Genomic DNA, 23,284 nt, shown 5'->3' with positions numbered 1-23,284 from the left:
ATAAAATATTATTGATTTCCATAAAAGAATAGCCCAAAATATGATACAATATTGGTGACACTATTTACATGAGGAGGAATTTCATGGTCGGAAGTAAAGTCCGTAAGATTAGACAAGAAAAAGGACTTACACTAAATCAAATTGCTGAGGCAACTAATCTAACAGCTAGTTATATTTCACAAGTGGAGAGAGACATTATAGAACCATCAATCTCTTCCTTAAGAAAAATAGCAAATGTTTTAAGAGTACCAATATACATTTTTTTTGGTGATGATAATGAAGAAAGAATTTTCATAAAGGCTAATGAAAGGAAAAAAATGAAACTTCCTAATAGTAACATTTTTTATGAATTTTTAACTCCAATGCCATATGAAATAGATGGAAATGTAAGGATTTTGTCTGCTTATTTTGAGATTAATCCTAAAAGCTCTGCTAGTGATGATTTTTTTGTACATAAAGCAGATGAGATGATGATGGTATTAGAAGGATGCCTAGAGATTATTCTAGGGGAACAATCATATATACTAGAAAAAGGAGATTGCATTTACGTAAAAGAAGGAGTTCCTCATAAAATGATTAACAATGGAGACAGCACAGTAAAAGGATTATTTTCTATTTCTCCTCCAATATATTAGATTACGAGGTTGTTTCTATATATTTTTATCACTAGAGAAACAACTCTTTTTTTGATTTAAATCACTTTACCTAGGGAACAATGGGTGTATAATGTAATATAGGAAAAAGGAGAAAACTTTAGGAGGCGTATAAAAATTGATTTCAAAAGAAACGATATTTGAAGCACTTAAAAACGTACTAGATCCAGAGATAAAGAAAAGTTTAGTAGAGTTAAATATGATAAAGGATGTAGAAATATTAGGACAAGATGTAATTGTAAATGTAACACTTACTACTATGGGTTGCCCACTAAAAGACAAAATAAAAAAAGATATAATATCTGAAATAAAAAAAGTAGAAGAAGTAGAAAACGTTGAAGTTGTCTATGGTGAAATGACAAAAGAACAGAAGCAAGAAATGATTCAAAAGCTTCAAGGAAAAGGAGAAAGAAAAAATCCTTTTGCAAATACCAGAGTAATAGCAGTAGGCAGTGGAAAAGGTGGAGTAGGAAAATCTACAGTAACAGCAAATCTAGCAGTAGCAATGAGTAGTCTTGGATATAAAGTGGGACTTATAGATGCAGATATACTAGGCTATAGCATTCCTCAAATAATGGGAATAAACAAAGAAAGACCAACAATAATTGAAGAAGGCGTCATAATGCCTATAGAAAAAAAAGGCGTAAAAGTCATATCAATGGGAAACCTAATAGAAAAAAATGACGCACTTATTTGGAGAGGACCAATACTTGGGCAAATATTAACACAATTTATTTATGATGTTTATTGGGGAGAACTGGATTATATGCTAATTGATCTTCCTCCTGGAACAGGAGATGTACCACTAAGCCTAATGCAAAGCCTTCCAAAAGCAGAGATTTTAATAGTTACAACACCACAAATAACAGCAGCTAGTGTAGCTAAAAGACTAGGATTTATGGCAGCAAAGACAAATAATAAGATAACAGGCGTCGTTGAAAACATGTCCTATTTTATCTGTAACAATTGTTCAGAAAAGCATTTTATATTTGGTGAAGGAGAAGGAGAGAAACTTAGTTCTGAGCTTGGTGCAGCCTATCTAGGAGACATACCACTAATGACAAGTATAAGAGAAGGCAGCGACAAAGGAAATATATTAGCTGGAGATATAAATACAGAAATAGGCAAGATTTATAATAAAATTGCAAAGAAACTAGAACACTTGGGTTAACCAAGTGTTTTTTTATAATATTTCTTATTAGCAAAATAAATTATGGAGAAACTATTTACAAAGTAAAAACGAAATGCTATAATAAAACAAACCACCCCACCTGGGGAGGGGTATAAAAAGGAGTGAAAAAGATGGCAACAAAAAAATTAACTATAAAAGTTTTAGGTATGACCTGAGCAGCTTGTGCAAAAAGGGTAGAGGTTGCTCTATCAAAATTAGAAGGCGTGAATACTGCTTCGGTAAACTTAATTGCAGAAAAAGCTACTATTGAATTCAATAGTGAAAAGCTTTCAATAGATGAAATAGTAAAAGCAGTTGAAAAAACAGGATATGAGGTTCCTTTAGGGAAGACTACATTAAATATAGAAGGAATGACATGTGCGGCATGTTCTGCGAGAGTAGAAAAGGTTCTAAGTAAAATTGAAGGAGTAAAATCAGTAAACGTTAACTTAGCTTTAAACAAAGGAACAATAGAGTACATTGAAGGAGACTTGACAGTAGAAGATTTTAAAAGCGCTGTAAATAAGGCAGGATATAAAGCAACAGAAGAAATAAACACTAGTTCAGATAAAGAAAAGGAAGCTAGAGAAAAAGAAATAAAGACATTAAGAACTTTACTTATAATATCAGCAATACTAGCCCTTCCACTTTTTTCAGCCATGTTTTTTCATATGGCTGGAGTCCATACTATTTTAAGTAATGGATATTTTCAATTGCTACTAGCTACACCTGTTCAGTTTATTGTAGGCTATAGATTTTATAAAGGAGCATACCACTCACTAAGAGGTGGAGGAGCCAATATGGATGTACTAGTTGCCTTGGGTACATCAGCAGCTTATTTTTATAGCTTATATAATGTAATAGTAGGCGTGACAGATTACTATTTCGAAGCTTCAGCAGTTATTATTACATTAATACTTTTAGGAAAGCTTTTAGAAGCATTAGCAAAAGGCAGAACATCAGAGGCCATCAAAAAGCTAATGGGATTACAGGCCAAAACAGCTAGAATAGTTAGAGATGGAGAAGAAGTAGATATACCTATAGAAGAAGTAGAAGCAGGAGATATAATAATAGTTAGGCCAGGGGAAAAGATACCTGTAGACGGGAAAGTTGTAGATGGAAATTCATCAGTTGATGAATCCATGTTAACAGGTGAAAGTATACCAGTAGATAAAAAAATAGGCGATGAAGTAATAGGAGCTACAATAAATAAATTTGGAACATTTAAATTCCAAGCTACAAAAGTCGGGAAAGACACAGCATTAGCACAGATAATAAAACTAGTAGAAGATGCACAAGGTTCCAAAGCTCCAGTTCAGAGACTTGCAGACAAGATATCAGGCATATTTGTACCTACAGTAGTTGGTATAGCAATTATTACATTCTTATTATGGTATCTCATAGCTGGAGACTTTACTCAAGCTCTAATCAGTGCAGTTGCAGTATTAGTAATAGCATGTCCTTGTGCCTTAGGTCTGGCTACTCCTACAGCCATAATGGTAGGCACAGGAAAAGGAGCAGAAAATGGTATACTAATAAAAGGTGGAGAGCACCTAGAAAGAGCTCATAAGCTAAACTCTATAGTATTCGATAAGACAGGAACCATAACTAAAGGTGAACCAGAAGTCACAGATGTAATAGCCTTTGACTATGAAGAAGACCAGATACTTAGACTTACAGGGATTGCAGAGAAAAACTCTGAGCATCCATTAGGTCAGGCAATAGTAGAGAGAGCAAAGGAAAAAGGTATTCAGCTAGCTGATACAGATAAGTTCGAAGCTATACCAGGTCATGGAATATATGCATCTATAGAAGGAAAAGAGCTATATGTAGGAAATAGAAAGCTTATGGCAGATAAGAATATAGAAATATCCCATGTAGAAAATAAGATATCAGGGTTAGAAGATGAAGGAAAAACAGCCATGCTAATATCTATAGACAGGAAAATAAGCGGTATAATAGCAGTAGCAGACACAGTAAAAGAAAATTCAAAAGAAGCTATTAAAAGACTTACAGATATGGGAATAGAAGTTTATATGATAACAGGAGACAATGAAAGAACAGCAAAAGCCATAGCAAAGCAAGTTGGTATAGAAAAAGTATTAGCAGAAGTACTTCCTGAGCATAAGGCAGAAAATATTGAAAGAATAAAATCAGAAGGAAAAGTTGTTGGAATGGTCGGTGATGGAATAAATGATGCACCAGCACTTGCAGCAGCAGATACAGGTTTTGCCATAGGAACAGGAACAGATGTAGCTATGGAAGCAGCAGATATAACTCTTATAAAAGGAGACTTAAGAGATATAGTTCATGCCATAGAATTAAGTAGAAAAACCATGAGAACAATAAAGCAAAACCTATTCTGGGCATTTGCATATAACACAGCAGGTATCCCACTTGCAGCTTTAGGCTTCTTAAATCCAATGATAGCAGGAGCAGCCATGGCGTTTAGCTCAGTATCAGTAGTTAGCAATTCGCTTAGATTAAAAAGGTTTAGACTGAAATAATGATAATAAAAAAGGAGAGTGTCACATGAAAAAAACATTAACAGTAGAAGGAATGAGCTGCCAACATTGTGTAAAAGCAGTAAAAAGTGCATTAAGCCAACTAGAAGGAGTTAGGTCAGTAGAGGTGGATTTGGCTGCGAAAAAAGTAGACGTAGAAGGAGATAACCTACAAGATGAGGTACTAAAAGCAGCCATAGAAGATGCGGGATATGAAGTATTATAGAAAATAGAATGGAGAATATAAATGAATGAAGGAAGAAAAAAAGCATTAAGTCTTCTTAAAACTTCTAAAGGACAAGTCGAAGGTATCATAAAAATGATAGAAGAAGAAAGATACTGTGTAGACATATCCAAGCAAATATTATCTGTAATAGGCTTACTAAAAAAAGCAAACTTAAATATATTAGATCAGCACATAAAAAGCTGTGTAAAAGATGCTATTTTAGAAGGCCATGGCGATGAAAAAATAGAAGAAATAATAAACGTAATAGATAAGTATATAAAATAAAAAACCACTCGTGCAGTATAGCTTACAATGGCACGAGTGGTTTTTTCATTACATGTTGTATTTTTCAAGGTCTTCCTTAAAGGCTTCAGACACATTTTTAAATTCAACAATATTATTCATCATTTTTTCAATTTCAGCTGTATAAGAAGTCATACTAGCACTTACTTCTTCAGATGAAGCAGAATTTTCCTCAGCAATAGCAGCTAAAGATTCAATATTTTCAGATACCTTATTAATATTATTAGTTTCTTCAGTAAGCTGTTTAATCATTTCAATTAGAGTAGTTGATACTTCCTTTACAGATACTACAATAGAATGATTAATGTCAGCAACATTAGAAAGCTTATGATTTTCATCATTTAAAATAGAATATTGGTTTTCAATCTGTGCCACAACAGAGTCAATTTCATTAATGAATGTTATTAAATTAGAATTAATATGTTTAACTGCATCCTTAGACTCTTCAGCAAGATTTCTTATTTCCTCAGCCACAACAGCAAACCCTCTACCTTGGTCACCAGCCCTTGAAGCCTCAATAGCAGCATTCAAAGCAAGTAGATTAGTTTGATCAGCAATATTTTCAACAGTTTCAACTATCTTTGTAACATCCTTAGCCCTTTTTTGAAGAGAAAGACTATTTCCTTTAACCTGCTCAAACTTAGATAATATGTTATTCAAACTAGAAGAGGTATTTTTTAATTCATTGTAGCTATTTCCAATTCTATCAACAACATTTTCAAGCTCATCCTTACTATGGTTTTCATTATCAGCTATCTTATTTAATGAAATAATATTATTGTTTAGCAAATAAGCTGCATTTTCAGTTTCCTCAGCTTGATTTACTGCTCCCTCAGCTACTTGTTCTACAACTCCTGATATTTCTCTAGAAGTATGACTCATGTTGCTTGAGATTTCATTAAACTTGTCACTAAATACATTGAGCTCATCAGTCATTCCTTTGAAACCAACAAAATCACTTTTTAAAATATCCTTGTATTCATTAATTAACTTATTAATATCTTCAAAAAAGTCATTAGTAGATATATCATGTTCTTCAGAATAATTATTTTCTTTTAAGTTATTTAACTGATAAACAATACTTTTAGCAGGAGCTAGAAGTAGTTTAGTGATGACAAATGGTATTATAAGGCTAAGACCCAAAACAACACCAGTCAATGGCCATTTGTCCAAAAAATATGAGAGTATTACGTAAGGTACACCAATTAATACTAGTGAAGCGATAGCTATCTTGCCCTCAAGTTTTTTTATAAAACCAAAAGATAAAAATTTATTTATTCCGTATTTCTTATAATTATATATTTGCTCGGGAAAAGTAATATGTACTTTAGTAAAATCATCAGATTTTTCTATAACTTCTACACCAATATTTTCATTGTAATATCTAGCAGCACCCTTAAGCATTCCATGAAAATATCCAAACATACCTCTGTGTGACTTGTAGGTCATTTCTGCCTTGTTACCACTTATTGCCTTCATGCCTAATATAGGGGGTTTTGCACCAGGGATTCTTTCTGTAACTACCACATGTATATCATACATAGCTTTTAAAAATGAGTACAGATTTTTGTATTTAAAAAAACCAGGGTAATCCTTAGAAAAGGTTATGACATTATCCATGCCTATTTCTTCCCATGTGTCATAAGCAGATTTTCCTATTTTTTTTGAAATAGCATCTACAATTCCTCTTGCATAAGAATCCTCAATATCTTCAGTAGGCTTAAATATCCTATTTGGCTCCATACCAACTGTTGTCATGGCTTCATTAACTAAAGAGTCGCCATAAAGCTTTCTTGAAGTTTTAATCCATGCTGATACAATAGTTCCTTTCATAATTTAGGGCTTAGCCCATTTCCTCCTTTACACTCTAAACTCATTCTTCTTTATTGTTCCACAAAAAATTACATAATCCTTCTTTTTTTGAACACATATCTTATCAATACCCCAAAAGTTATTGCCATGCACACGTAAAGCTAAATTCTCATAATATATATTATATATCTGTATCTTAATTAAATAGCCTGATTTCCATGTTTGACTTTTCGGGGAGGTAATTTCATGTTATCTAATAACATTGTTTATATAAATGTTTTTATTCATAAAGAAAATAAAATAGTTAAACTTCCATTAGAAGAAGTTGTTTTGATGGCGGTCTTAGCACAAATAAAAGAAGAGTTTCATTTTGAAATGATAAAAACTCAAGGCATAGTGGCAAGAACACAGCTAATACGGCTAGCTAAAGCATTCGATGGTCCTGGTTGCTCAAAACACAAAGGATGCGATATCTGTGACGAAGAACATTGTATACACCTTGCAGACAAAGAATATTTAAAGAGAATTTGGACTGATGAATATGAAAAAAAAGTAGAGGAAGTAAAAAAAGCAGTAAAGGAGACAGAAGGATTAATAATGACTTATGACAATAAACCCATAGACGCTAGATTTCATGATACCTGTGGAGGCTCCACAGAAAATTCCGAAAGCGTCATGTCAAGAAAAATAGTTTATCTTAGAAGAGTATTGTGTGATTATTGTACCGATTCTCCTAACTGGGATAACAGTAAGTCCATATCTATAGAAGAACTAGAGAACAAATTAAATGTAAAGTTTCCAGCCCTAAAGCCTACCTTAAAAACTAGCATAGAAGGTTTCTTTGATGATATAGAAAGAGATGAATTCGGTCGTGTCATTAGCATAAAAATATCAGGTAAGGAATTTAAGGGAACAGATATGACAGAGTTACTAGGACTAGATTCCACAAGATTTAGTTTTTTACCTACAGTAATAACCTTTGTCACTAGAGGTAAAGGTGAAGGATTAGGATTGTGCCAATATGGCGGAAATCAAATGGCTTTAGAAGGTAAAAGCTATTTAGAAATACTAAAGTATTATTTTACAGGAATTGAAATAAAGAAAATTGAGAAACCATGTATAGAAAAGCCCTTAATTGGAAGAATAATAATGTTAGATCCTGGCCATGGAGGAGAAAACAGCCATGAATATGTAGGGATAAATGGCACAAGAGAAAAAGATATTGTGCTTAAAATATCAAAGAAACTAAAAGAATCATTAGAAAACTTAGGAGCAGAAGTTCCTATGACAAGAGAAAAAGACGAATACGTTTCACTTTCTAAAAGGGCTCAAATGGCTAATCAAATAAGGCCTAATTTTTTTATAAGCATTCATTTAAATGGCTATGCAAATCCTTCGATTCATGGTTGCGAAATATATTATTATAGAAATGATAAAGAGAGCGAAACATTAGCCAAATCTATAATGTCAAATTTAACTAGGGATGAAGAAATACTTGATCGTGGAATAAGAATAGCAGATTTTTATTTATTAAGAGAAGTGTCTGTAGGCTCATTACATCTAGAACTAGAATATATAACTAATCCTGAAAAAGAATTGAAATTAAATGATGCGACATATATTGACAAAGTAATAGCGGGGATTACGGATGGATTGATAGAATACTACAAATACTAGGATAATTACTGCTTTTTTATAGCAATTTGTTAGAAATTTGTATTTGACAAAGACTAGTATTATATAGTACAATAAAAAGTTATATTTGACAAAGGGACTCATATGTGATATTATGATATATGGATAAATGGAAAGAAGGTGATTGTTTGTTGGAAAAAAACTCTTTGGCTAAAATAAGGGCCAATGTGGAAAGTTGCGTAGGACAGAAGGTTAGATTAAAAGCTAACAAGGGAAGGAAGAAGACAACAATCAGGGAAGGAATCATAGAAAGCGCATACCCTAGTATTTTCGTAGTAAAAATCGACGGTGGATATAACTCTATAAGAAGAGTATCTTATAGCTATTCCGATATATTGACAGAAACAGTTGAAGTTACCCTTTGTAATGAAGAAAGAAAGATTCAAATAAGTTAAATATAAGCTACCCTTAGGGTAGCTTGTGTTTTTTGTAAATTACTTTTGTAGAAGGGGTGCATGTTTTGAAAAACAGCAGGATAAAAAAAGTAGCTATATTAGCATTTGTATACTTTTTTCTAATAACTTTCATTAAACCAGTTGCATATTCAGAGCCTACAGAAAAGTTTGATATAGTCATTAAAGGTGGAGATATTTATAATCCTTCTACTGAACACCGGCTTAGTGGCTACAACTTAGGAATAAAAGACGGTAAGATAGAAAGGATTACAGAAGCAGATATTGAAGGAAAAGAAATTATTGATGCCACTGGATTAGTAGTATCTCCTGGATTCATTGACCTGATATCTTATGATCCTAATGACATAGGTATAAAGTTTAAGATATTAGATGGAGTTACTAGTAATCTTGCAATGCATGGAGGAACAGAAGATGCTAAGATATGGTATAGTCGCTGGGAAAAAAGAGGACTTCCTATTAACTTTGGTGCTTCAACCTTTATAACAAGGTTAAGGTGGCCAATAGTTGGCTATGGCGTAGATGCCACAATGACAAAAGAATCTGATATAAAAAAGCTTGTAGCTAGTGCTAGAAAAAATATAGAAGAAGGTGCACTAGGAATATCCTTTAGCTTTGAATATGTACCTGGCATACAAGAACAGGAAGTTATACCATTGCTAAAGCTAGCTAAAGAATATGATGTGCCTACTTTTTATCACCTTAGATCTTCAGATACATCACAACCAGATAAGCAACTAGAAGGAGTACAGGAAGTAATTGATTACGGGAGAGAAACCGGTGCAGCCATACATATAATGCATATAAATAGTACAGGTGGTACTTATGTAATGGAAGAGGCTTTAAAAATGGTTCATGATGCAATAGATGAAGGTTTAGATGTAACTACTTGCATTTACCCTTATGATTATTGGGCTACATACATTGACTCTGCAAGATTTAGACCTGGATGGCAGGATAGATTTAGAATTACATATAGTGATTTGCAAGTAGGTGGAACTGATGAGAGATTAACAGAGGAGACATTTAATCATTATAGAGCAACTACTCATTATTTAGTAGCAGCCCATGGCTCCATGCCAGAAGAAGAGATTACAATGGCACTTAAAGACCCTATAGTAATGATAGGCTCAGATACAATAATAGAGCCTTCACTAAACAATCACCCAAGAGGTGCAGGTAACTATAGCAGACTATTTGGTAAGTATGTAAGAGAGGAAAAAGTCCTTACAATGATGGAAGCCATTAAAAAGGCTTCATACCTTCCAGCAAAGAGAATGGAAAGTGCTGCACCCTCAATGAAAGTAAAAGGGAGAATAGAGATAGGAGCAGATGCAGATATTACAATATTCAATCCAGATACTATCATAGATAAAAGTACAGTAAAAAGTCCAGATACACCATCAGAGGGGATTGAATATGTAATAGTAAATGGAGTAATTATAAAAAATAAAGATGGAATAATAAAAAATGTAAAACCAGGAAAAGCTATTAAATCTTATTTTATTGATAAGACTTTAGAAAATAAACCTATAGACTTATTTACAATGACAATAGATGAAGATATAAAGAGCAGCCTTTCTGATGCATACAATATTGATGGTGACACATATGTGCCATTAAATAAGTTTTTTGACACCATAGGAAAGAAAGTAATAGATAATAATAATGGGGATATAGAAATTGACAATATACTGCTCCAACTAGGTACAAATACAGCTAAGGTAAATTCATCAGATATTAGCTTAGAAAAAGAACCAATAATATATAAAGGCAACACATATATATATCAAGGCGATTTGCAAGCATTGCTAAAAGATGAATATGATATTACCTTAAAAGATAGCGAAATACATATCAAAACTTTGTCATTAGGACAGGGAAAAAATGAGAATGAAAGTGATAAAATTGACAAAGAAGTAGAATCAATTTCAGAAAAGAAACCATCGATTATTTCAATAATTATAACAATTATTTTGGCAGTAGGAATTATATTAGCTGCACTGACGATTAGCAAGAATAAATCAGGAAAACAATAGACTATTATCAATCATTTAAACTGCCAGTTTATCTAAGAAAGAAATTCAGATAGACTGGCAGTTTTGTGTATAATATAGCTCCTCATATAGGTTCATTTTCACTACCTACTTATGTTAAGGAAATGTTGCTATACAAAATCATGGATTCTTTAACTCACTAAAACGTCTAAACTTCTCTCTGAAGACATAGTATTAAATAAATAATACTTTTTATTGATTTAATTAGTAATTTTTTGGGACATTAGAACATATTATTTTGCATAGGAATATATTAGTGTGGTATTTAAAAATTACTTAAAGTCTCAGATAAAGGGAGGAGGAATTTCATGGCAGTTGAACTAATCAAGGATTTACTTAAGATAGACCAAGTAGTAGGAAAAGATGAGATACAAGCACTAGTAGAAGGAGAAATCACAGTTCCAGAGACTAAGCCCAAAATTAATAAAGTACTAAAAATAGATGGGGACGTAGAAGTAACAGGTACAAAAGTAGCTAAAGGGAAGATTATAGTTAACGGAATAGTAAACTTTAATGTCCTATATAGTACAGATGACGAATTGCAATCAGTACATAATCTAGATGCAACGACAGATTTCAAGGAAGAAATAGAGATAGAAGGAGTAAACGAAGGTATAGTAGCAGATATAAAAGCTAACGTAGAGCATATAGATTATGATCAAGTTGGAGATGCTTCAATATCAGTAAAAACTGTAATATCTATTGCTGGTAAAGCTACTCTAGACAATACTATTGACATTATTAAAGATATTAAGGGTTCGGATGGAATCCAGGTGTTAAAGGAAAACATAAGATATAACGATGTAATGGGTACCAATACTTCATCTACATTAGTAAAAGAAGCTTTTGAACTTGAAGAGCAAATGCCAGACATTATAGATATCCTTAGGGTTGATACTAAGGTATATGAAAAAGAGACAAAAGTAGTAGATGACAAAGTTATAGTTGCAGGTGTAGTAGCATGTTCGATTATGTATTTTGGAGATGACGAAGAAAACAAAGTAAATTATGTTAACCATGAAATACCATTTACACACTTTGTAGAACTGCCTGGTGCCGAAAAAGACATGGACTGTGGATTAAAGCTTAGTTCTTATGATGTAAATTATGATGTAAAAGAAGACATAAACGGTACCCTAAGAATAATAGATATTGAATCCACAGTAAAGATTAGCGCAAAAGTTTATAGACAGATGGAAAAAGAAGTAGCAGTAGATACCTATTGTACTAATAAAATATTTGACATCAAAAAACAAGAAGTAGTAGTATCAGAAAACATTGGGCAAAGCACATCAAAAGAATTAATAAAAGGATCTTTAGACCAAGGAAAAGAAGTAGTAAAGGCTATCTATAATGTAAGCGGAAGGTCCTTAATCACTGATTACAAGCTAATGGAAAGCAAAGTGATTATAGAAGGATTATTGGAAGTAGATATGCTATATCAATCAGAAGAAAACAATGAAATAAAAGATGTTAGACACGAGATTCCATTTAAAACTTATGTAGATATAGAGCAAGAAGACGATGAACTAGATTTAGAAGTGGAAAACATATTAGAAGATATAAGCTTTAAAAAAATTAATAGTCATGAAGTAGAGATAGAAGCATCTATAAACAACTATGTATCTGTAAATAGAGTAAAAAAGATAAATATCGTTACAGAAGCAGTAGAAACAGGAGAAGCAATAGATAGAGTTTCTAGACCAAGTATTACAATATACATAGTTCAAAAAGATGACACATTATGGGATATAGCTAAGAGATATAATACTACAGTAGAAGAAATAATAAGTACTAATGACATAGTTTCTCCAGAAAACATAATGCCAGGAGAAAAGATAATTATTGAAAAGAATGTTAGCTTTGAGCTATAAGTAGATAATATAAAAATGGCCTAAGGAAACCTTAAGGCTATTTTTATTTCATATGATCTACCAACGATTTATGGTAAAAACTTTCATAAATCGGGTTAGGTCATAAAAGTTTTTTGTATTTTGTATATAGAATATATTATACTATAATATAAAGGAAAAGATTTAAATCTGAAATTAGCAGTAGATTGGAGAACACCATGAAAAAAATAACAATAGACGCACATGCAAAAATCAATTTATCTTTAGATGTCCTTAAAAAAAGAGAAGATGGCTATCATGACCTTGAAATGATAATGCAGCAATTAGCTTTAAAGGATGTCATTACAATTGAAGAAAAAAACTCAGGCTTTACTATAGATTCAAATTCAAAATCAGTACCTTTAGACTCTTCTAATCTAGTATATAAAGCCTATAAAAGTTTATCAGAAAAATTCAATATAAATAAAGGAATTCACATACAAATAGAGAAGAATATACCAATAGCTGGAGGCCTTGCAGGGGGCAGTACGGATGCAGCTGCAGTTTTAAAAGGTCTTAATACTCTATGGCAGCTAAATCTTAGTGAAGGAAGCCTAATGGATATAGGTCTAAAGATTGGAGCAGATGTGCCATATTGTATTATAGGTGGTACTGCACTAGCTAGGGGCATTGGTGAAAAACTTACTAGACTTAATAGATTTTCTGATAGGCTTGTATTAATTGCAAATCCAGGCTTTAATATTTCAACTGCCTATGTATACAATAATCTTAAATTAGATAAAATATCAGATAGGCCTCAGACAACAACCTTATTAAAACACATAGAAAATGGAGACACAGAACTTGTAGCTAAGGGCATGAAAAATGTATTAGAAACAGTTACTATAAACGAAAATCCCATATTAAATAAGATAAAAGAACAGATGCTAATGCATGGGGCTCTGGGAAGCCTTATGAGTGGCAGTGGACCAACAATTTTTGGCATATTCAATGATCCAAAGGATATGAGCAAATGTGAAGAAAGCTTAAAATACAGTATTAAAACAGTTTTATCAACAAGAACTGTTTAAGGAGGAATACAAATGGATATTGACTTAGAAAAACTAAACCTACATGATTATAAGCCACTTAGAGAAATAGTGTTTGAATCTATAAGAGAAGCTATATTAGATGGTAGATTAAAGCCTGGAGAGAGAGTAATGGAAGTACAATTAGCAGAAAAGCTTGGCGTCAGTAGAACTCCAGTAAGAGAAGCCATTAGAAAGCTTGAGCTTGAAGGACTTCTAGTGATGGAGCCAAGAAAAGGTGCCTATGTAGCAGATATTTCATTAAATGATGTAGTAGATGTATTAGAAATCAGATCATCCCTAGAAGGCTTGGCTGCATCTCTAGCTGCTATCAGAGCAAATGAAGAAGAAATTGAATTGCTAAGACAAAAAGCTGTTGAATTCAAACAATGCATAGAGAAAAAGGATGTTCAAGGCATGATAAACAAAGACACAGAATTTCATGAAGTAATATTATTAGCTGCTAAAAACAAAAAATTAACATCTATAATTGAAAGCTTAAGGGAACAAGTGCAAAGATTTAGAGTAGCATATTTTACTGAATACAATATGACAACATATCTTGTAGAAGAACATCAAAATGTATTAAATGCAATAGAAAACAGAGAACCTGAGAGAGCAAGTAAGTACGCACAAAATCATATAGAAAATATTGAGAAGTATATAGTTTCTGGTTTAAAAGATAATTTTAAAATTGATAATATATAAGATTATATATAAGGGATGAAAAGCCATGATAAATTGTGTAATTCTTGCAGGAAATGAAGATAGTCAGCTTGCAGAAAAAAGTAGCAAGGCTTTTATTGAGTTACAAGGTAAACCAATGATTATGTATGTTATAGATGCATTAAAAGCATCTAATAAAGTAGATAAAATAGCAGTAGTAGGAGATAAAAGTCAACTTGGCAGTTTAAGCATACATGTAAACACTATAATAGATCATAAAGGCAGTATTCTAGATAACATTGCTGCTGGAGCAAGATACTTTAAAGAAGATGATATGCTCCTTATATCCACTTGCGATATACCACTATTAACAGGAGAAGCTGTGGCAGATTTTATAACAAGGGCTTTAGTTTCTAAAGCAGACATATGCTATCCCATAATAAATAAAACTACCTGTGATCTTGCATATCCAGAATCTAAAAGAACTTATGCAACTCTAAAAGAAGGTCAATTTACAGGTGGCAATTTATTTATGGTAAACCCTACAATAATTGATAGGTCTTTATACATAGCAGAGCAAATGATAAGCTACAGAAAAAGTCCAGCAAAAATGAGTAGAGTGTTAGGGCTTCCATTTTTAATTAAGCTTGCTACGGGAAGGCTTAGTATAGAAGAGGTAGAGAATAGAGTATCAAAGCTTTTGAATATTCGTGGAAAGGCTATAATATCAAAATATGCTGAAATAGGAAACGATGTAGATAGGCTGGAGCATGTACAAGTAATAGAAAGATATATGCAAAAAAACACAAGGTGCATTTTATAAAATGCACCTTGTGTTTTTTTGCATAAAATGTATTCTGTTGGCAAACATTATAGCTATAAGCATGGGTTAAAATCGTGTTTTTAATTTTACGTTTGTATATTAGTATTTTTACCTAATAGTTTGATTAGGAGTTGATAAACAAATGATATTTAGTGAAGTCCTTAACTATAGCATCAAACCATTACTAGGCGGTTTTCTAATATTTTTTATTATATTAGCTGGGGCATTTGTTCTATTAATAGATAGAAAAGAGCTACAAGCTGCTGGAAAGAAAAAGGATGCGAAATTAGCAAAACTACTAGGTATTTCATACATAGTAGCTGGACCAATACTCTATCTTATAGGCAGAATTATTTAAGGAGGCATATTAGATGAGCTTTTTAGATAAATTCTTCAAAAAAAAAACAGAAGAAAAAAGTGCTGAGAAGAAAAAGATGCCCTCATCAAGAAATTTAGAAGAAAATATTAATAAGTTAAAAGAGGTATTTAAAGACTGTGATGACGTGCTTTTTAGAAAATTCAAGGTAGGCACAGAGCAAATACACGAGTTTGCAGTAATACAGATTGATGGAATAGCAGATAAGGACTTAGTAAATCAGCATGTATTAAGACCTCTTATGCTAGAAGGCAGAGGAAAAGAGCCTGAGGATATAAGAGATGGCCTATTTAGACTATCCATGGACGGAGCCATAGCAACAACAGAAATAAAGGAAATAGACAATTTAACAGAGGCAGTAGACAGCATTTTAGTAGGAGATACTGTCCTCTTGATAAACGGCTACGAAAAAATAATCATAATAGGTTCAAGAGGATATCCTACAAGAGGAATATCACAGTCTGAATCAGAGACAGTAGTCAGAGGACCGAGAGATGGCTTTGTAGAGACAGCAAAGTTTAATACAGGATTAATAAGGAAAAGAATAAGAGACACTAAATTCAAGATAAAAACTATGCAAGTAGGAGAAAGGTCAAAAACAGATGTTGCAATATTATATATTGAAGACATAGCCAACCCCTATTTAGTAGAAGAAGTAAAAAAAAGAATAGAAAAAATAAAAATAGATGCTATACTAGAAAGCTCTTTTATTGAACAACTTATTGAAGATAATCATTTTTCACCTTTTCCACAAATGGAAAACACTGAAAGACCAGATGTAGTAGCAGCTGCACTTTATGAGGGACGTATAGCGATAGTTGTGGATAATACTCCATTTTGCCTATTAGTTCCTGCTACACTAATGACTTTTTTACAGTCAGCAGAAGACTATTACCAAAGATGGCCAATAGTATCATTGACAAGACTCATTAGATACATAGCGGTTTTAATGTCATTATTAGCTCCTGCTTTGTACATAGCCTTAGTTTCCTATCATCCGGGACTACTACCGACGAAGCTGGCCTTATATGTAGGGGCTAGTAGAATTAATGTGCCTTTTCCAGCATTTATTGAGGCTTTTGCCATGGAAATAACAATAGAATTCTTAAGAGAAGCAGGCTCACGTATGTCCGGTCCTATAGGAACTACTATAAGTATTGTAGGAGGTCTTGTCATTGGGCAAGCTGCTGTAGAGGCAGGGATAGTCAGTCCTCTTATGGTAATAGTAGTAGCAGTTACAGCTGTAGCGTCCTTTATGATTCCCAATTATGGTTTTGCATCAGGTTTTAGAATATTAAGGTTTTTCATAATGGCTTTAGCTACAATACTTGGTCTATATGGGTTAGTGTTAGGACTTATTATAGTAACTACTCATTTAGTAAAACTAACTAGCTTTGGAGTACCTTATATGAGTCCATTCACTACTTTAGGTAGAGCAATGTCGGACTTAAAGGATACAGTTATTAAATTTCCACTTATAAAGATGAGGGAAAGACAAAAAATAACTAATTTAATTGATGAAGATAAGTTTATAAATAAGGAGAAGAAAAACGATGGAGCTGATAAAAAATGATAGGAAAAGATAGTAAGATATCCAACTTGCAAGTGGCAATTCTAATGTTGCATACAATATTAGGAGTGGGAATTCTTACTTTACCTAGTCCTTTAGCAGAAAGGCTTGGGACCTCAGGATGGGTTCTGATAATAATAACTGGCATTATAGCCATTATATTAGTAACTATGATAACAAAGATTATGAGTATGTATAAGGGGAAGAATATACTAGAAATAAGTAATCACCTTATGGGAAAACCACTTACCTATGTAGCTTTAGTCATAGTAGTCATACATATAATTGGGCAAGGTGCATTTGTTGTAAGAATTTTTGGAGAAGTTATAAAAATGTTCTTATTACTGGCTACTCCTATTGAGGTAGTTATATTTACTATGCTTTTAACAGCAGCATTTACTACTAGAAGTGGGATAGAGACTGTAGCTAGGTTCTCAATTATAGTAATACCATTTATAGTGATTCCACTTCTTATTATTTCTACAGTATTATTACAAGACTTAGACTTTACTAACCTTTTGCCTATCTTTAGGGTTAATCCTATACAGTTACTTAAGTCGATACCCTCTACTTTTTTCTCCTTTGGAGGCTTAGAATTTCTTTTAATATATATGCTCTTTTCAAAAAATCCTGAGTCAGCACTAAAATACAATCTTGGTGCCATAGTAGCAATAATAGTAGTATATTTAGGATCCTTTTTTATATCAATCGCAAGATTTGGGGAAAAAGGGCTTGCACTTCAACTCTGGCCTTTACTATCTTTATCAAAGGCAGTTCAATTCCCGAGTGCCTTTGTAGAAAACATAGAAGGAATTATTATGTCTATTTGGGTAGTTGTTGCCTTTACCACACTAATATCAGCTATATACTCGTCCTCAATACTACTAGAAAAAATGTTTAAAGTAGAAGAGCACAAATACCTCGTAGTATCTATTTTACCAATAATCTATTTCTTATCACTTATTCCCAGAAGTGTTGTTCTAGTATATAAGTATTTAGAAGTATTTACTTATATCTTTGGAACCTTTGCAACAATAGTTTATCCTTCACTGTTATTTATATTAGCAGTACTTAAAAGGAAAGGAGAAACCAGAAAAAATGAAAAAACAGCTTAAACTCTTTATTATATTGTCAATATCAATTTTGCTAACTGGGTGTTGGGATTTAATAGAAATAGATGAGAACTTTTTTATATCAGCAATGGGCATAGATATTTACAGGGGAGAAGAGCATTCTGCAGATGAAGCTGAAAGAAAGGCAGAGGAAAGTCAAATAACGCAAAAAGATAGGTTTATAATTACCTATGTAGCACCAGATTTAAGAGCAATAGGAAAAAATGCTACAAGCGAAGAACCCAGAATTGTCATGGCAAGTATAAGTAACAATCCCTACGAGACAACAAAGGAATTAGCTACAAGGATTAATAGGAATTTTTCCTTTAGACATGTAAAGGTAGTTTTAATAGGAGAAGAAGTGGCTAAAAACAAAGAATATATGCTAGAAATATTTGATAACTTAGGCAGACATGAGCAGCTAAGTAGAAAAATTTATGTGCTTATAGTAAAAGGAACTGCAAAGGAAATAATTGAAATAGAAGATCCATTTGAACCTGTAACGGGACAGCTTATATATCAAATATTGAACAAAAAACAAGGCTCACATAGATATAATGATGTAGTTTTAGAGGAAGTTTTGACAGAACTATATTTTAGTGGCAATGCACTTCTTCCTAGAGCTATACCAGGAAAGGGAGAGGTTAAGATAGCAGGCTCTGGAATAGTAAAGGATTTTAAGCTTATAGGATGGCTTGGAGAGGTGGAAAACATTGCAGCTATGTTCTTAATGAATAGAGTAAATAATGCTTTGCTTAACATAGAGTATGACAACGCCGTAGTACCCTATGTTATCACAAATTCAAATACAAAATGCAACATATCAGTAGATGGTGACACAATAAAGTATACTGCAAATATAGTAACTGAAGGCTATATTCAACAATATAAGCTAGAGGCCGCAAACAGTATAACTGACGAAAAGACTATAGTGGCTATAGAAAAAAGCTTAGAGGAAAAACTGGGAAAAGAAATACAAGTTACTTTTAACAAATTACAGAAAGAATTTAAGGCAGATGTCATAGGCTTAGGAAGAAATATGCGTAAATATGAGCCTGACTTATGGGATGAAATAAAAGATGATTGGGAAGAAGTTTTTCCGACTATAGAATTTGAAGTAAATGTAGATGCAAGATTAAGAAGAATTGGAATGACCAAGTAAAATATGTTTAAAATAATCAATAATTGCTAATACTTAGTTATAAAGGAAGGCAAAAGAAAATTGAGAATTAAGAACTGAAAGAACTGTCATCCTGAACGAATGTAAAGGAGTTCTATTAAGAATTGATAATGAAAAACTTAGGAACGGGGGAGAGGAGAAAATGAGATTAATAAAAAATTATAAAAGATTATTAATTGCTAGTGCCTTAGTGATTGTTATATCAGCAGTATTTGTAAGTTACATATTCAGTTCAGATATCAGCAGTGAAGCGTATAAAAGCAAGCTCATAAGATTGCATGTATTAGCCAATAGTGATTCACCAGAAGACCAAGAACTAAAGCTAAAAGTAAGAGACAAAATAATAGCTAATATGAATGACAAGCTAGGAAAATCACAGTCTATAGACGAAACTAGAGAAATAGTAAAAAACAATATTGACGAGATAAAAGAAATAGCACTTAAAGAAATAGAGTCTAACAAAAAAGACTACCAGGTAGCAGTTTCTTTAGACAATCAAAACTTTCCGACAAAATCTTATGGAGGATTTACATTACCAGCTGGGGAATACCAGGCTTTAAGAGTAGTAATAGGAGAGGGAAAAGGACAAAATTGGTGGTGTGTCATGTTTCCACCACTATGCTTCATAGATATAACAAATGGATTAACAGATGGCAAAACAAAAGATGAGCTAAGAAAAGTTCTTACAGAAGAAGAATTCAATATGATAATAAGTGCAAGAGACGAAGGGGAAATGCCAATAATCCTAAAATCAAAGGTACTAGAGCTATTTGAAAAAGGAAAAGTACAATTTGCAAAGATATTCATAGCTGACAGACAATAATTGTTTGTCAGCTTTTTTATGACCTAACCCGATTTATGAAAGCTCCTATCATAAATCGATGGTAGGTCAAACGCAATGAGAACCAAATTTGCACGACCGGATGGGAGTGAACAAATTTGTGTTTCGAAACTGCGATATGACAATTATAAATTGCCTGCATAAATATAGACATTTTTACAGAAAATAAGACCAATCCGAATTAATACTTACAACATAGGAGAGGAGGATAATAAATTTGAAGAAGGCAGTATTAATATTAAGCTTTTTAATAATAGTTACATTTGTAGCAGGGACCTTTTACATAAACGAAAACACATACTCAGCTCAAGCAAAAGAGTATTCAACACTACAGGAAGGAAGCCTATACTGGGGCTCAAGAGGAGAAAACGTAAAGAAAGTACAATCGAGACTTTCTCAGTGGGGGTATCTTGTAGGAAATGTAGATGGGGTATATGGAGCTGCTACATATAGAGCAGTAAGAAGGTTTCAAAGAGCTCATGGACTGACAGAAGATGGAGTAGTAGGACCAGCCACAGCAAGAGCAATTGGAATTTCACTAACTACAGCAGCGGCCCCAGCTAATACAGGACTAAATAGAGAAGGCGATGTATATTTGTTAGGAAAAACAATACATGCAGAGGCAAGAGGAGAGCCTTATATAGGAAAAGTTGCAGTAGGAGCAGTTATACTAAATAGAACCAGACACCCTTCATTTCCTAATACAATAGCAGGGGTAGTATATCAGCCATTAGCATTTACAGCAGTAGCTGATGGACAGATAAATTTAGAGCCAGATGCTGAATCAATAAGAGCCGCCAGAGATGCAATAAACGGTTGGGATCCAACCTATGGTTGCAGATATTATTGGAACCCAGCAACAGCTACGAGCAAATGGATATGGTCACGTAAAGTAGTTATAAAAATAGGCAAACACTGGTTTGGAAACTAAAGGAGGTGAATAAAATTGAGTAGAAGAGGGATAACTTCTGCCTTATTAGCAATAGCACTCTTAGCAGTAGGAGTTTGGGGAGCTTACCAATACCAGCTGAAAAATGATTATAAAATAGCGTTAAGTAATGACTACCAGAGACTTTTTCATGATACAAAAGCACATATAGCAAATGTACAAGTCGCATTATCAAAAGCATTATTATCTGATTCAAAAGAGCAAAATGTGCTTCTACTAACACAAATAATGCAACAAGCCAGCTTAGCTCAAGATAAACTATCACAATTGCCTGTAAGTCATAGTGACATTAGTAAAACTCAAAAATATTTGACTCAAGTAGCTGACTACAGTTATTCATTAGTAAAACAGCATTTAACTGGAAAAGAACTAGATAGCAAACAAAGAGAGTCAATGTTTAATCTTCAAGATTATTCAGCTTATTTAACAAAAGAGCTAGCAACACTTCAAGATAAGATAATGAAAGGAGATGTTGCTCTAGGTCGAGTAGAGAGAAAGCAAAGAGAAGGCTTGAGAGAAACAAATGAAGACATGTTAAATACAAGCTTAGCTAAATTTGAAGAAACAATGACAGAATATCCAGAACTAATATATGATGGACCATTTTCAGATCAAATTATGAATATGAAGCCTAAAGGCTTAGGTAATAAAAAAGTAAGTGTAGAAGAAGCTAGAAAAATAGCAGAAGACTTCCTAGGAAACAAGCAAAAATGGACCTTAACATTATTTGAAGAAGGTGACCAATTAAACGATGCAGCCACTATACCTTCTCATTCCTTTAGTGTATCTACAGGAGATAGGGACAATAAAACAGGAGGATATATTAGTGTAAGCAAACAAGGCGGCCATGTAGTATGGATGGCTAATCCAAGAGGCGCAGGAAATATTAGTTTGTCTATGAAGCAAGCTCAAGATAGAGCACTAAAGTTTCTAGAAGAAAAAGGATATAAAAACATGGAGCCAAATTACTCACTAAGATATGATGGAGTAGGACTGTTTAATTTTGCATATACTGAAAAAAATGTAACCATATACCCTGATTTGATAAAAGTAAAGGTAGCCTTAGACAATGGAGATATCGTAGGCTTTGAAGCAGCAGCATATTTACATGCTCATCATAATAGACAAATACCAGAACCAAAACTAACACAAGAAGAAGCCAGAGACAAAGTAAGACTTGATTTTAATATAGACAGTATAAGGCTTGCCATGATACCAAAAGGTTCAAAAGAAGTATTATGCTACGAGTTTAAAGGTAAATATAAGGAAAGTGACTATATAGTATATATAAATGCACTAGATGGAAAAGAAGAACAAATACTGCAGATAATAAAAGATGAAAATGGAACATTAACATTTTAAACATATACCAATAGCGGAGAATTAATTCTCCGCTATTATACTTTTTCAACTGAATAATAGATGCAAAGCTAATATAAAAAGAATCATTAAAACATTGTTAATTAATTGACAAGTATGTTATCGAGTAATATACTGTATATGACAGATTTAATTTATCATAAAAGGGGGTTTTTTAAATGTCAATTGAGGTTTTTAAAAGTACTACTAAATTAGCAGAAGGTATGAAAGTAGAATGTACCGCAAGGAGCCATAAAATTATTTTAGATGAACCTACAGGTTTAGGTGGTACAGATAAAGGAATGAACCCTGTAGAAGCAGTATTATCAGCATTAGGGGCTTGTAAATGTATAGTAGCTAGATGCTTTGCAAGGGCTCATAAAATTGATCTTCAAGATTTTTGGGTAGAGGTAGAAGGAGATTTAGATCCAGACGGTTTTCAAGGTAAAAATAAAAATGTAAAAGTTGGCTTCTCAGCTATTAGATCCAAGATTCACATTAAATCAAGCTCTTCTAAAGAAGATATAGAAAGATTTGTTGAGTTTATAGATAGAACTTGTCCAGTAGCAGATACTTTAGCAAATTCACCAAATTTAGTTACAGAATTAACAATAGAAAAATAAATAAATCATAGCAATTTTAAACCAGAGGGAC

General features: G+C 32.9%; 20 protein-coding genes and 1 pseudogene. 20 read left to right on the top strand and 1 reads right to left on the bottom strand.

Going from position 1 to position 23,284, the window contains the following annotated elements; translation table 11 throughout:
- The first annotated feature begins 83 nt into the window (after positions 1 to 83).
- The 5 genes and pseudogenes from ABV008_RS13245 to ABV008_RS13225 all read left to right on the top strand — a co-directional run bounded on the left by ABV008_RS13245 (position 84) and on the right by ABV008_RS13225 (position 4,839).
- On the top strand, positions 84 to 635 hold the full coding sequence (locus tag ABV008_RS13245) for a helix-turn-helix domain-containing protein (protein ID WP_352420308.1): 552 nt from the start codon (positions 84 to 86) through the stop codon (positions 633 to 635).
- Positions 636 to 771: 136 nt separating this feature from the next.
- Positions 772 to 1,824, top strand: coding sequence for an Mrp/NBP35 family ATP-binding protein (locus ABV008_RS13240; protein ID WP_352420307.1), 1,053 nt, complete (start codon positions 772 to 774; stop codon positions 1,822 to 1,824).
- A gap of 131 nt (positions 1,825 to 1,955) precedes the next feature.
- Positions 1,956 to 4,331: pseudogene (locus ABV008_RS13235) on the top strand (heavy metal translocating P-type ATPase).
- Positions 4,332 to 4,356: 25 nt separating this feature from the next.
- Positions 4,357 to 4,554, top strand: a complete 198-nt coding sequence (locus tag ABV008_RS13230; RefSeq protein WP_352420306.1) for a copper ion binding protein — start codon at positions 4,357 to 4,359, stop codon at positions 4,552 to 4,554.
- Between the two features lie 21 nt (positions 4,555 to 4,575).
- Positions 4,576 to 4,839, top strand: coding sequence for a metal-sensing transcriptional repressor (locus tag ABV008_RS13225; protein WP_352420305.1), 264 nt, complete (start codon positions 4,576 to 4,578; stop codon positions 4,837 to 4,839).
- 48 nt (positions 4,840 to 4,887) lie between these two features.
- Here ABV008_RS13225 and ABV008_RS13220 read toward each other — a convergent pair whose 3' ends face one another.
- Positions 4,888 to 6,690 (bottom strand): heme NO-binding domain-containing protein, encoded by a 1,803-nt coding sequence (locus tag ABV008_RS13220; RefSeq protein WP_352420304.1) that lies wholly within the window; start codon positions 6,688 to 6,690, stop codon positions 4,888 to 4,890.
- 225 nt (positions 6,691 to 6,915) lie between these two features.
- Between ABV008_RS13220 and spoIID the strand changes: the two genes are divergently transcribed.
- The 15 genes from spoIID to ABV008_RS13145 all read left to right on the top strand — a co-directional run bounded on the left by spoIID (position 6,916) and on the right by ABV008_RS13145 (position 23,253).
- The gene (gene spoIID / locus ABV008_RS13215) at positions 6,916 to 8,346 is read left to right on the top strand and encodes a stage II sporulation protein D (protein WP_352420303.1); all 1,431 of its coding nucleotides are present in this window, start codon (positions 6,916 to 6,918) and stop codon (positions 8,344 to 8,346) included.
- Between the two features lie 146 nt (positions 8,347 to 8,492).
- The gene (locus ABV008_RS13210; protein WP_352420475.1) at positions 8,493 to 8,759 is read left to right on the top strand and encodes a Veg family protein; all 267 of its coding nucleotides are present in this window, start codon (positions 8,493 to 8,495) and stop codon (positions 8,757 to 8,759) included.
- Positions 8,760 to 8,824: 65 nt separating this feature from the next.
- Positions 8,825 to 10,816, top strand: a complete 1,992-nt coding sequence (locus ABV008_RS13205) for an amidohydrolase family protein (RefSeq protein WP_352420302.1) — start codon at positions 8,825 to 8,827, stop codon at positions 10,814 to 10,816.
- 326 nt (positions 10,817 to 11,142) lie between these two features.
- Complete coding sequence (locus ABV008_RS13200; RefSeq protein WP_352420301.1) at positions 11,143 to 12,708, top strand: DUF3794 and LysM peptidoglycan-binding domain-containing protein; 1,566 nt, start codon at positions 11,143 to 11,145, stop codon at positions 12,706 to 12,708.
- 197 nt (positions 12,709 to 12,905) lie between these two features.
- The gene (ispE, locus tag ABV008_RS13195; RefSeq protein WP_352420300.1) at positions 12,906 to 13,757 is read left to right on the top strand and encodes a 4-(cytidine 5'-diphospho)-2-C-methyl-D-erythritol kinase; all 852 of its coding nucleotides are present in this window, start codon (positions 12,906 to 12,908) and stop codon (positions 13,755 to 13,757) included.
- Between the two features lie 12 nt (positions 13,758 to 13,769).
- Positions 13,770 to 14,462 carry a GntR family transcriptional regulator gene (locus ABV008_RS13190; protein ID WP_352420299.1) on the top strand — a complete coding sequence of 231 codons (693 nt, stop codon included), beginning with the start codon at positions 13,770 to 13,772 and terminating at the stop codon, positions 14,460 to 14,462.
- Between the two features lie 25 nt (positions 14,463 to 14,487).
- The gene (locus ABV008_RS13185) at positions 14,488 to 15,243 is read left to right on the top strand and encodes a nucleotidyltransferase family protein (RefSeq protein ID WP_352420298.1); all 756 of its coding nucleotides are present in this window, start codon (positions 14,488 to 14,490) and stop codon (positions 15,241 to 15,243) included.
- Between the two features lie 142 nt (positions 15,244 to 15,385).
- Positions 15,386 to 15,601 carry a CLC_0170 family protein gene (locus ABV008_RS13180; RefSeq protein WP_352420297.1) on the top strand — a complete coding sequence of 72 codons (216 nt, stop codon included), beginning with the start codon at positions 15,386 to 15,388 and terminating at the stop codon, positions 15,599 to 15,601.
- 13 nt (positions 15,602 to 15,614) lie between these two features.
- Entirely contained in the window at positions 15,615 to 17,192 is a 1,578-nt protein-coding gene (locus ABV008_RS13175) for a spore germination protein (protein WP_352420296.1), read from the top strand.
- Positions 17,189 to 18,304 carry a GerAB/ArcD/ProY family transporter gene (locus tag ABV008_RS13170; RefSeq protein WP_352420295.1) on the top strand — a complete coding sequence of 372 codons (1,116 nt, stop codon included), beginning with the start codon at positions 17,189 to 17,191 and terminating at the stop codon, positions 18,302 to 18,304. The genes ABV008_RS13175 and ABV008_RS13170 overlap by 4 nt, the downstream gene beginning before the upstream one ends.
- Positions 18,288 to 19,463 (top strand): Ger(x)C family spore germination protein, encoded by a 1,176-nt coding sequence (locus ABV008_RS13165; RefSeq protein ID WP_352420294.1) that lies wholly within the window; start codon positions 18,288 to 18,290, stop codon positions 19,461 to 19,463. Before ABV008_RS13170 ends, ABV008_RS13165 begins: the two co-directional genes overlap by 17 nt.
- 160 nt (positions 19,464 to 19,623) lie before the next feature.
- Positions 19,624 to 20,304: a stage II sporulation protein R gene (spoIIR, locus tag ABV008_RS13160; RefSeq protein ID WP_352420293.1), complete on the top strand. Its 681-nt coding sequence runs from the start codon at positions 19,624 to 19,626 to the stop codon at positions 20,302 to 20,304.
- A 235-nt stretch (positions 20,305 to 20,539) separates the two neighbouring features.
- Entirely contained in the window at positions 20,540 to 21,253 is a 714-nt protein-coding gene (gene sleB, locus ABV008_RS13155) for a spore cortex-lytic enzyme (RefSeq protein WP_502929787.1), read from the top strand.
- A 15-nt stretch (positions 21,254 to 21,268) separates the two neighbouring features.
- Positions 21,269 to 22,633 (top strand): germination protein YpeB, encoded by a 1,365-nt coding sequence (gene ypeB / locus ABV008_RS13150; protein WP_352420292.1) that lies wholly within the window; start codon positions 21,269 to 21,271, stop codon positions 22,631 to 22,633.
- Between the two features lie 176 nt (positions 22,634 to 22,809).
- Complete coding sequence (locus ABV008_RS13145; protein ID WP_352420291.1) at positions 22,810 to 23,253, top strand: OsmC family protein; 444 nt, start codon at positions 22,810 to 22,812, stop codon at positions 23,251 to 23,253.
- Positions 23,254 to 23,284 lie beyond the last annotated feature (31 nt).

Origin of the sequence: Proteiniborus sp., assembly GCF_040308045.1 — a bacterium.
In the GTDB taxonomy this organism is placed as follows: Bacteria; Bacillota; Clostridia; order Tissierellales; family Proteiniboraceae; genus Proteiniborus.
This window is presented reverse-complemented; position numbering and strand designations above follow the sequence as displayed.

Coding starts and splice junctions, on each gene's coding strand:
- ABV008_RS13245 (WP_352420308.1), top strand. CDS start 84: ATGGTCGGAAGTAAAGTCCGTAAGATTAGACAAGAAAAAGGACTTACA.
- ABV008_RS13230 (WP_352420306.1), top strand. CDS start 4,357: ATGAAAAAAACATTAACAGTAGAAGGAATGAGCTGCCAACATTGTGTA.
- ABV008_RS13225 (WP_352420305.1), top strand. CDS start 4,576: ATGAATGAAGGAAGAAAAAAAGCATTAAGTCTTCTTAAAACTTCTAAA.
- ABV008_RS13220 (WP_352420304.1), bottom strand. CDS start 6,690: ATGAAAGGAACTATTGTATCAGCATGGATTAAAACTTCAAGAAAGCTT.
- spoIID (WP_352420303.1), top strand. CDS start 6,916: ATGTTATCTAATAACATTGTTTATATAAATGTTTTTATTCATAAAGAA.
- ABV008_RS13200 (WP_352420301.1), top strand. CDS start 11,143: ATGGCAGTTGAACTAATCAAGGATTTACTTAAGATAGACCAAGTAGTA.
- ispE (WP_352420300.1), top strand. CDS start 12,906: ATGAAAAAAATAACAATAGACGCACATGCAAAAATCAATTTATCTTTA.
- ABV008_RS13190 (WP_352420299.1), top strand. CDS start 13,770: ATGGATATTGACTTAGAAAAACTAAACCTACATGATTATAAGCCACTT.
- ABV008_RS13185 (WP_352420298.1), top strand. CDS start 14,488: ATGATAAATTGTGTAATTCTTGCAGGAAATGAAGATAGTCAGCTTGCA.
- ABV008_RS13180 (WP_352420297.1), top strand. CDS start 15,386: ATGATATTTAGTGAAGTCCTTAACTATAGCATCAAACCATTACTAGGC.
- ABV008_RS13175 (WP_352420296.1), top strand. CDS start 15,615: ATGAGCTTTTTAGATAAATTCTTCAAAAAAAAAACAGAAGAAAAAAGT.
- ABV008_RS13170 (WP_352420295.1), top strand. CDS start 17,189: ATGATAGGAAAAGATAGTAAGATATCCAACTTGCAAGTGGCAATTCTA.
- ABV008_RS13165 (WP_352420294.1), top strand. CDS start 18,288: ATGAAAAAACAGCTTAAACTCTTTATTATATTGTCAATATCAATTTTG.
- spoIIR (WP_352420293.1), top strand. CDS start 19,624: ATGAGATTAATAAAAAATTATAAAAGATTATTAATTGCTAGTGCCTTA.
- ABV008_RS13145 (WP_352420291.1), top strand. CDS start 22,810: ATGTCAATTGAGGTTTTTAAAAGTACTACTAAATTAGCAGAAGGTATG.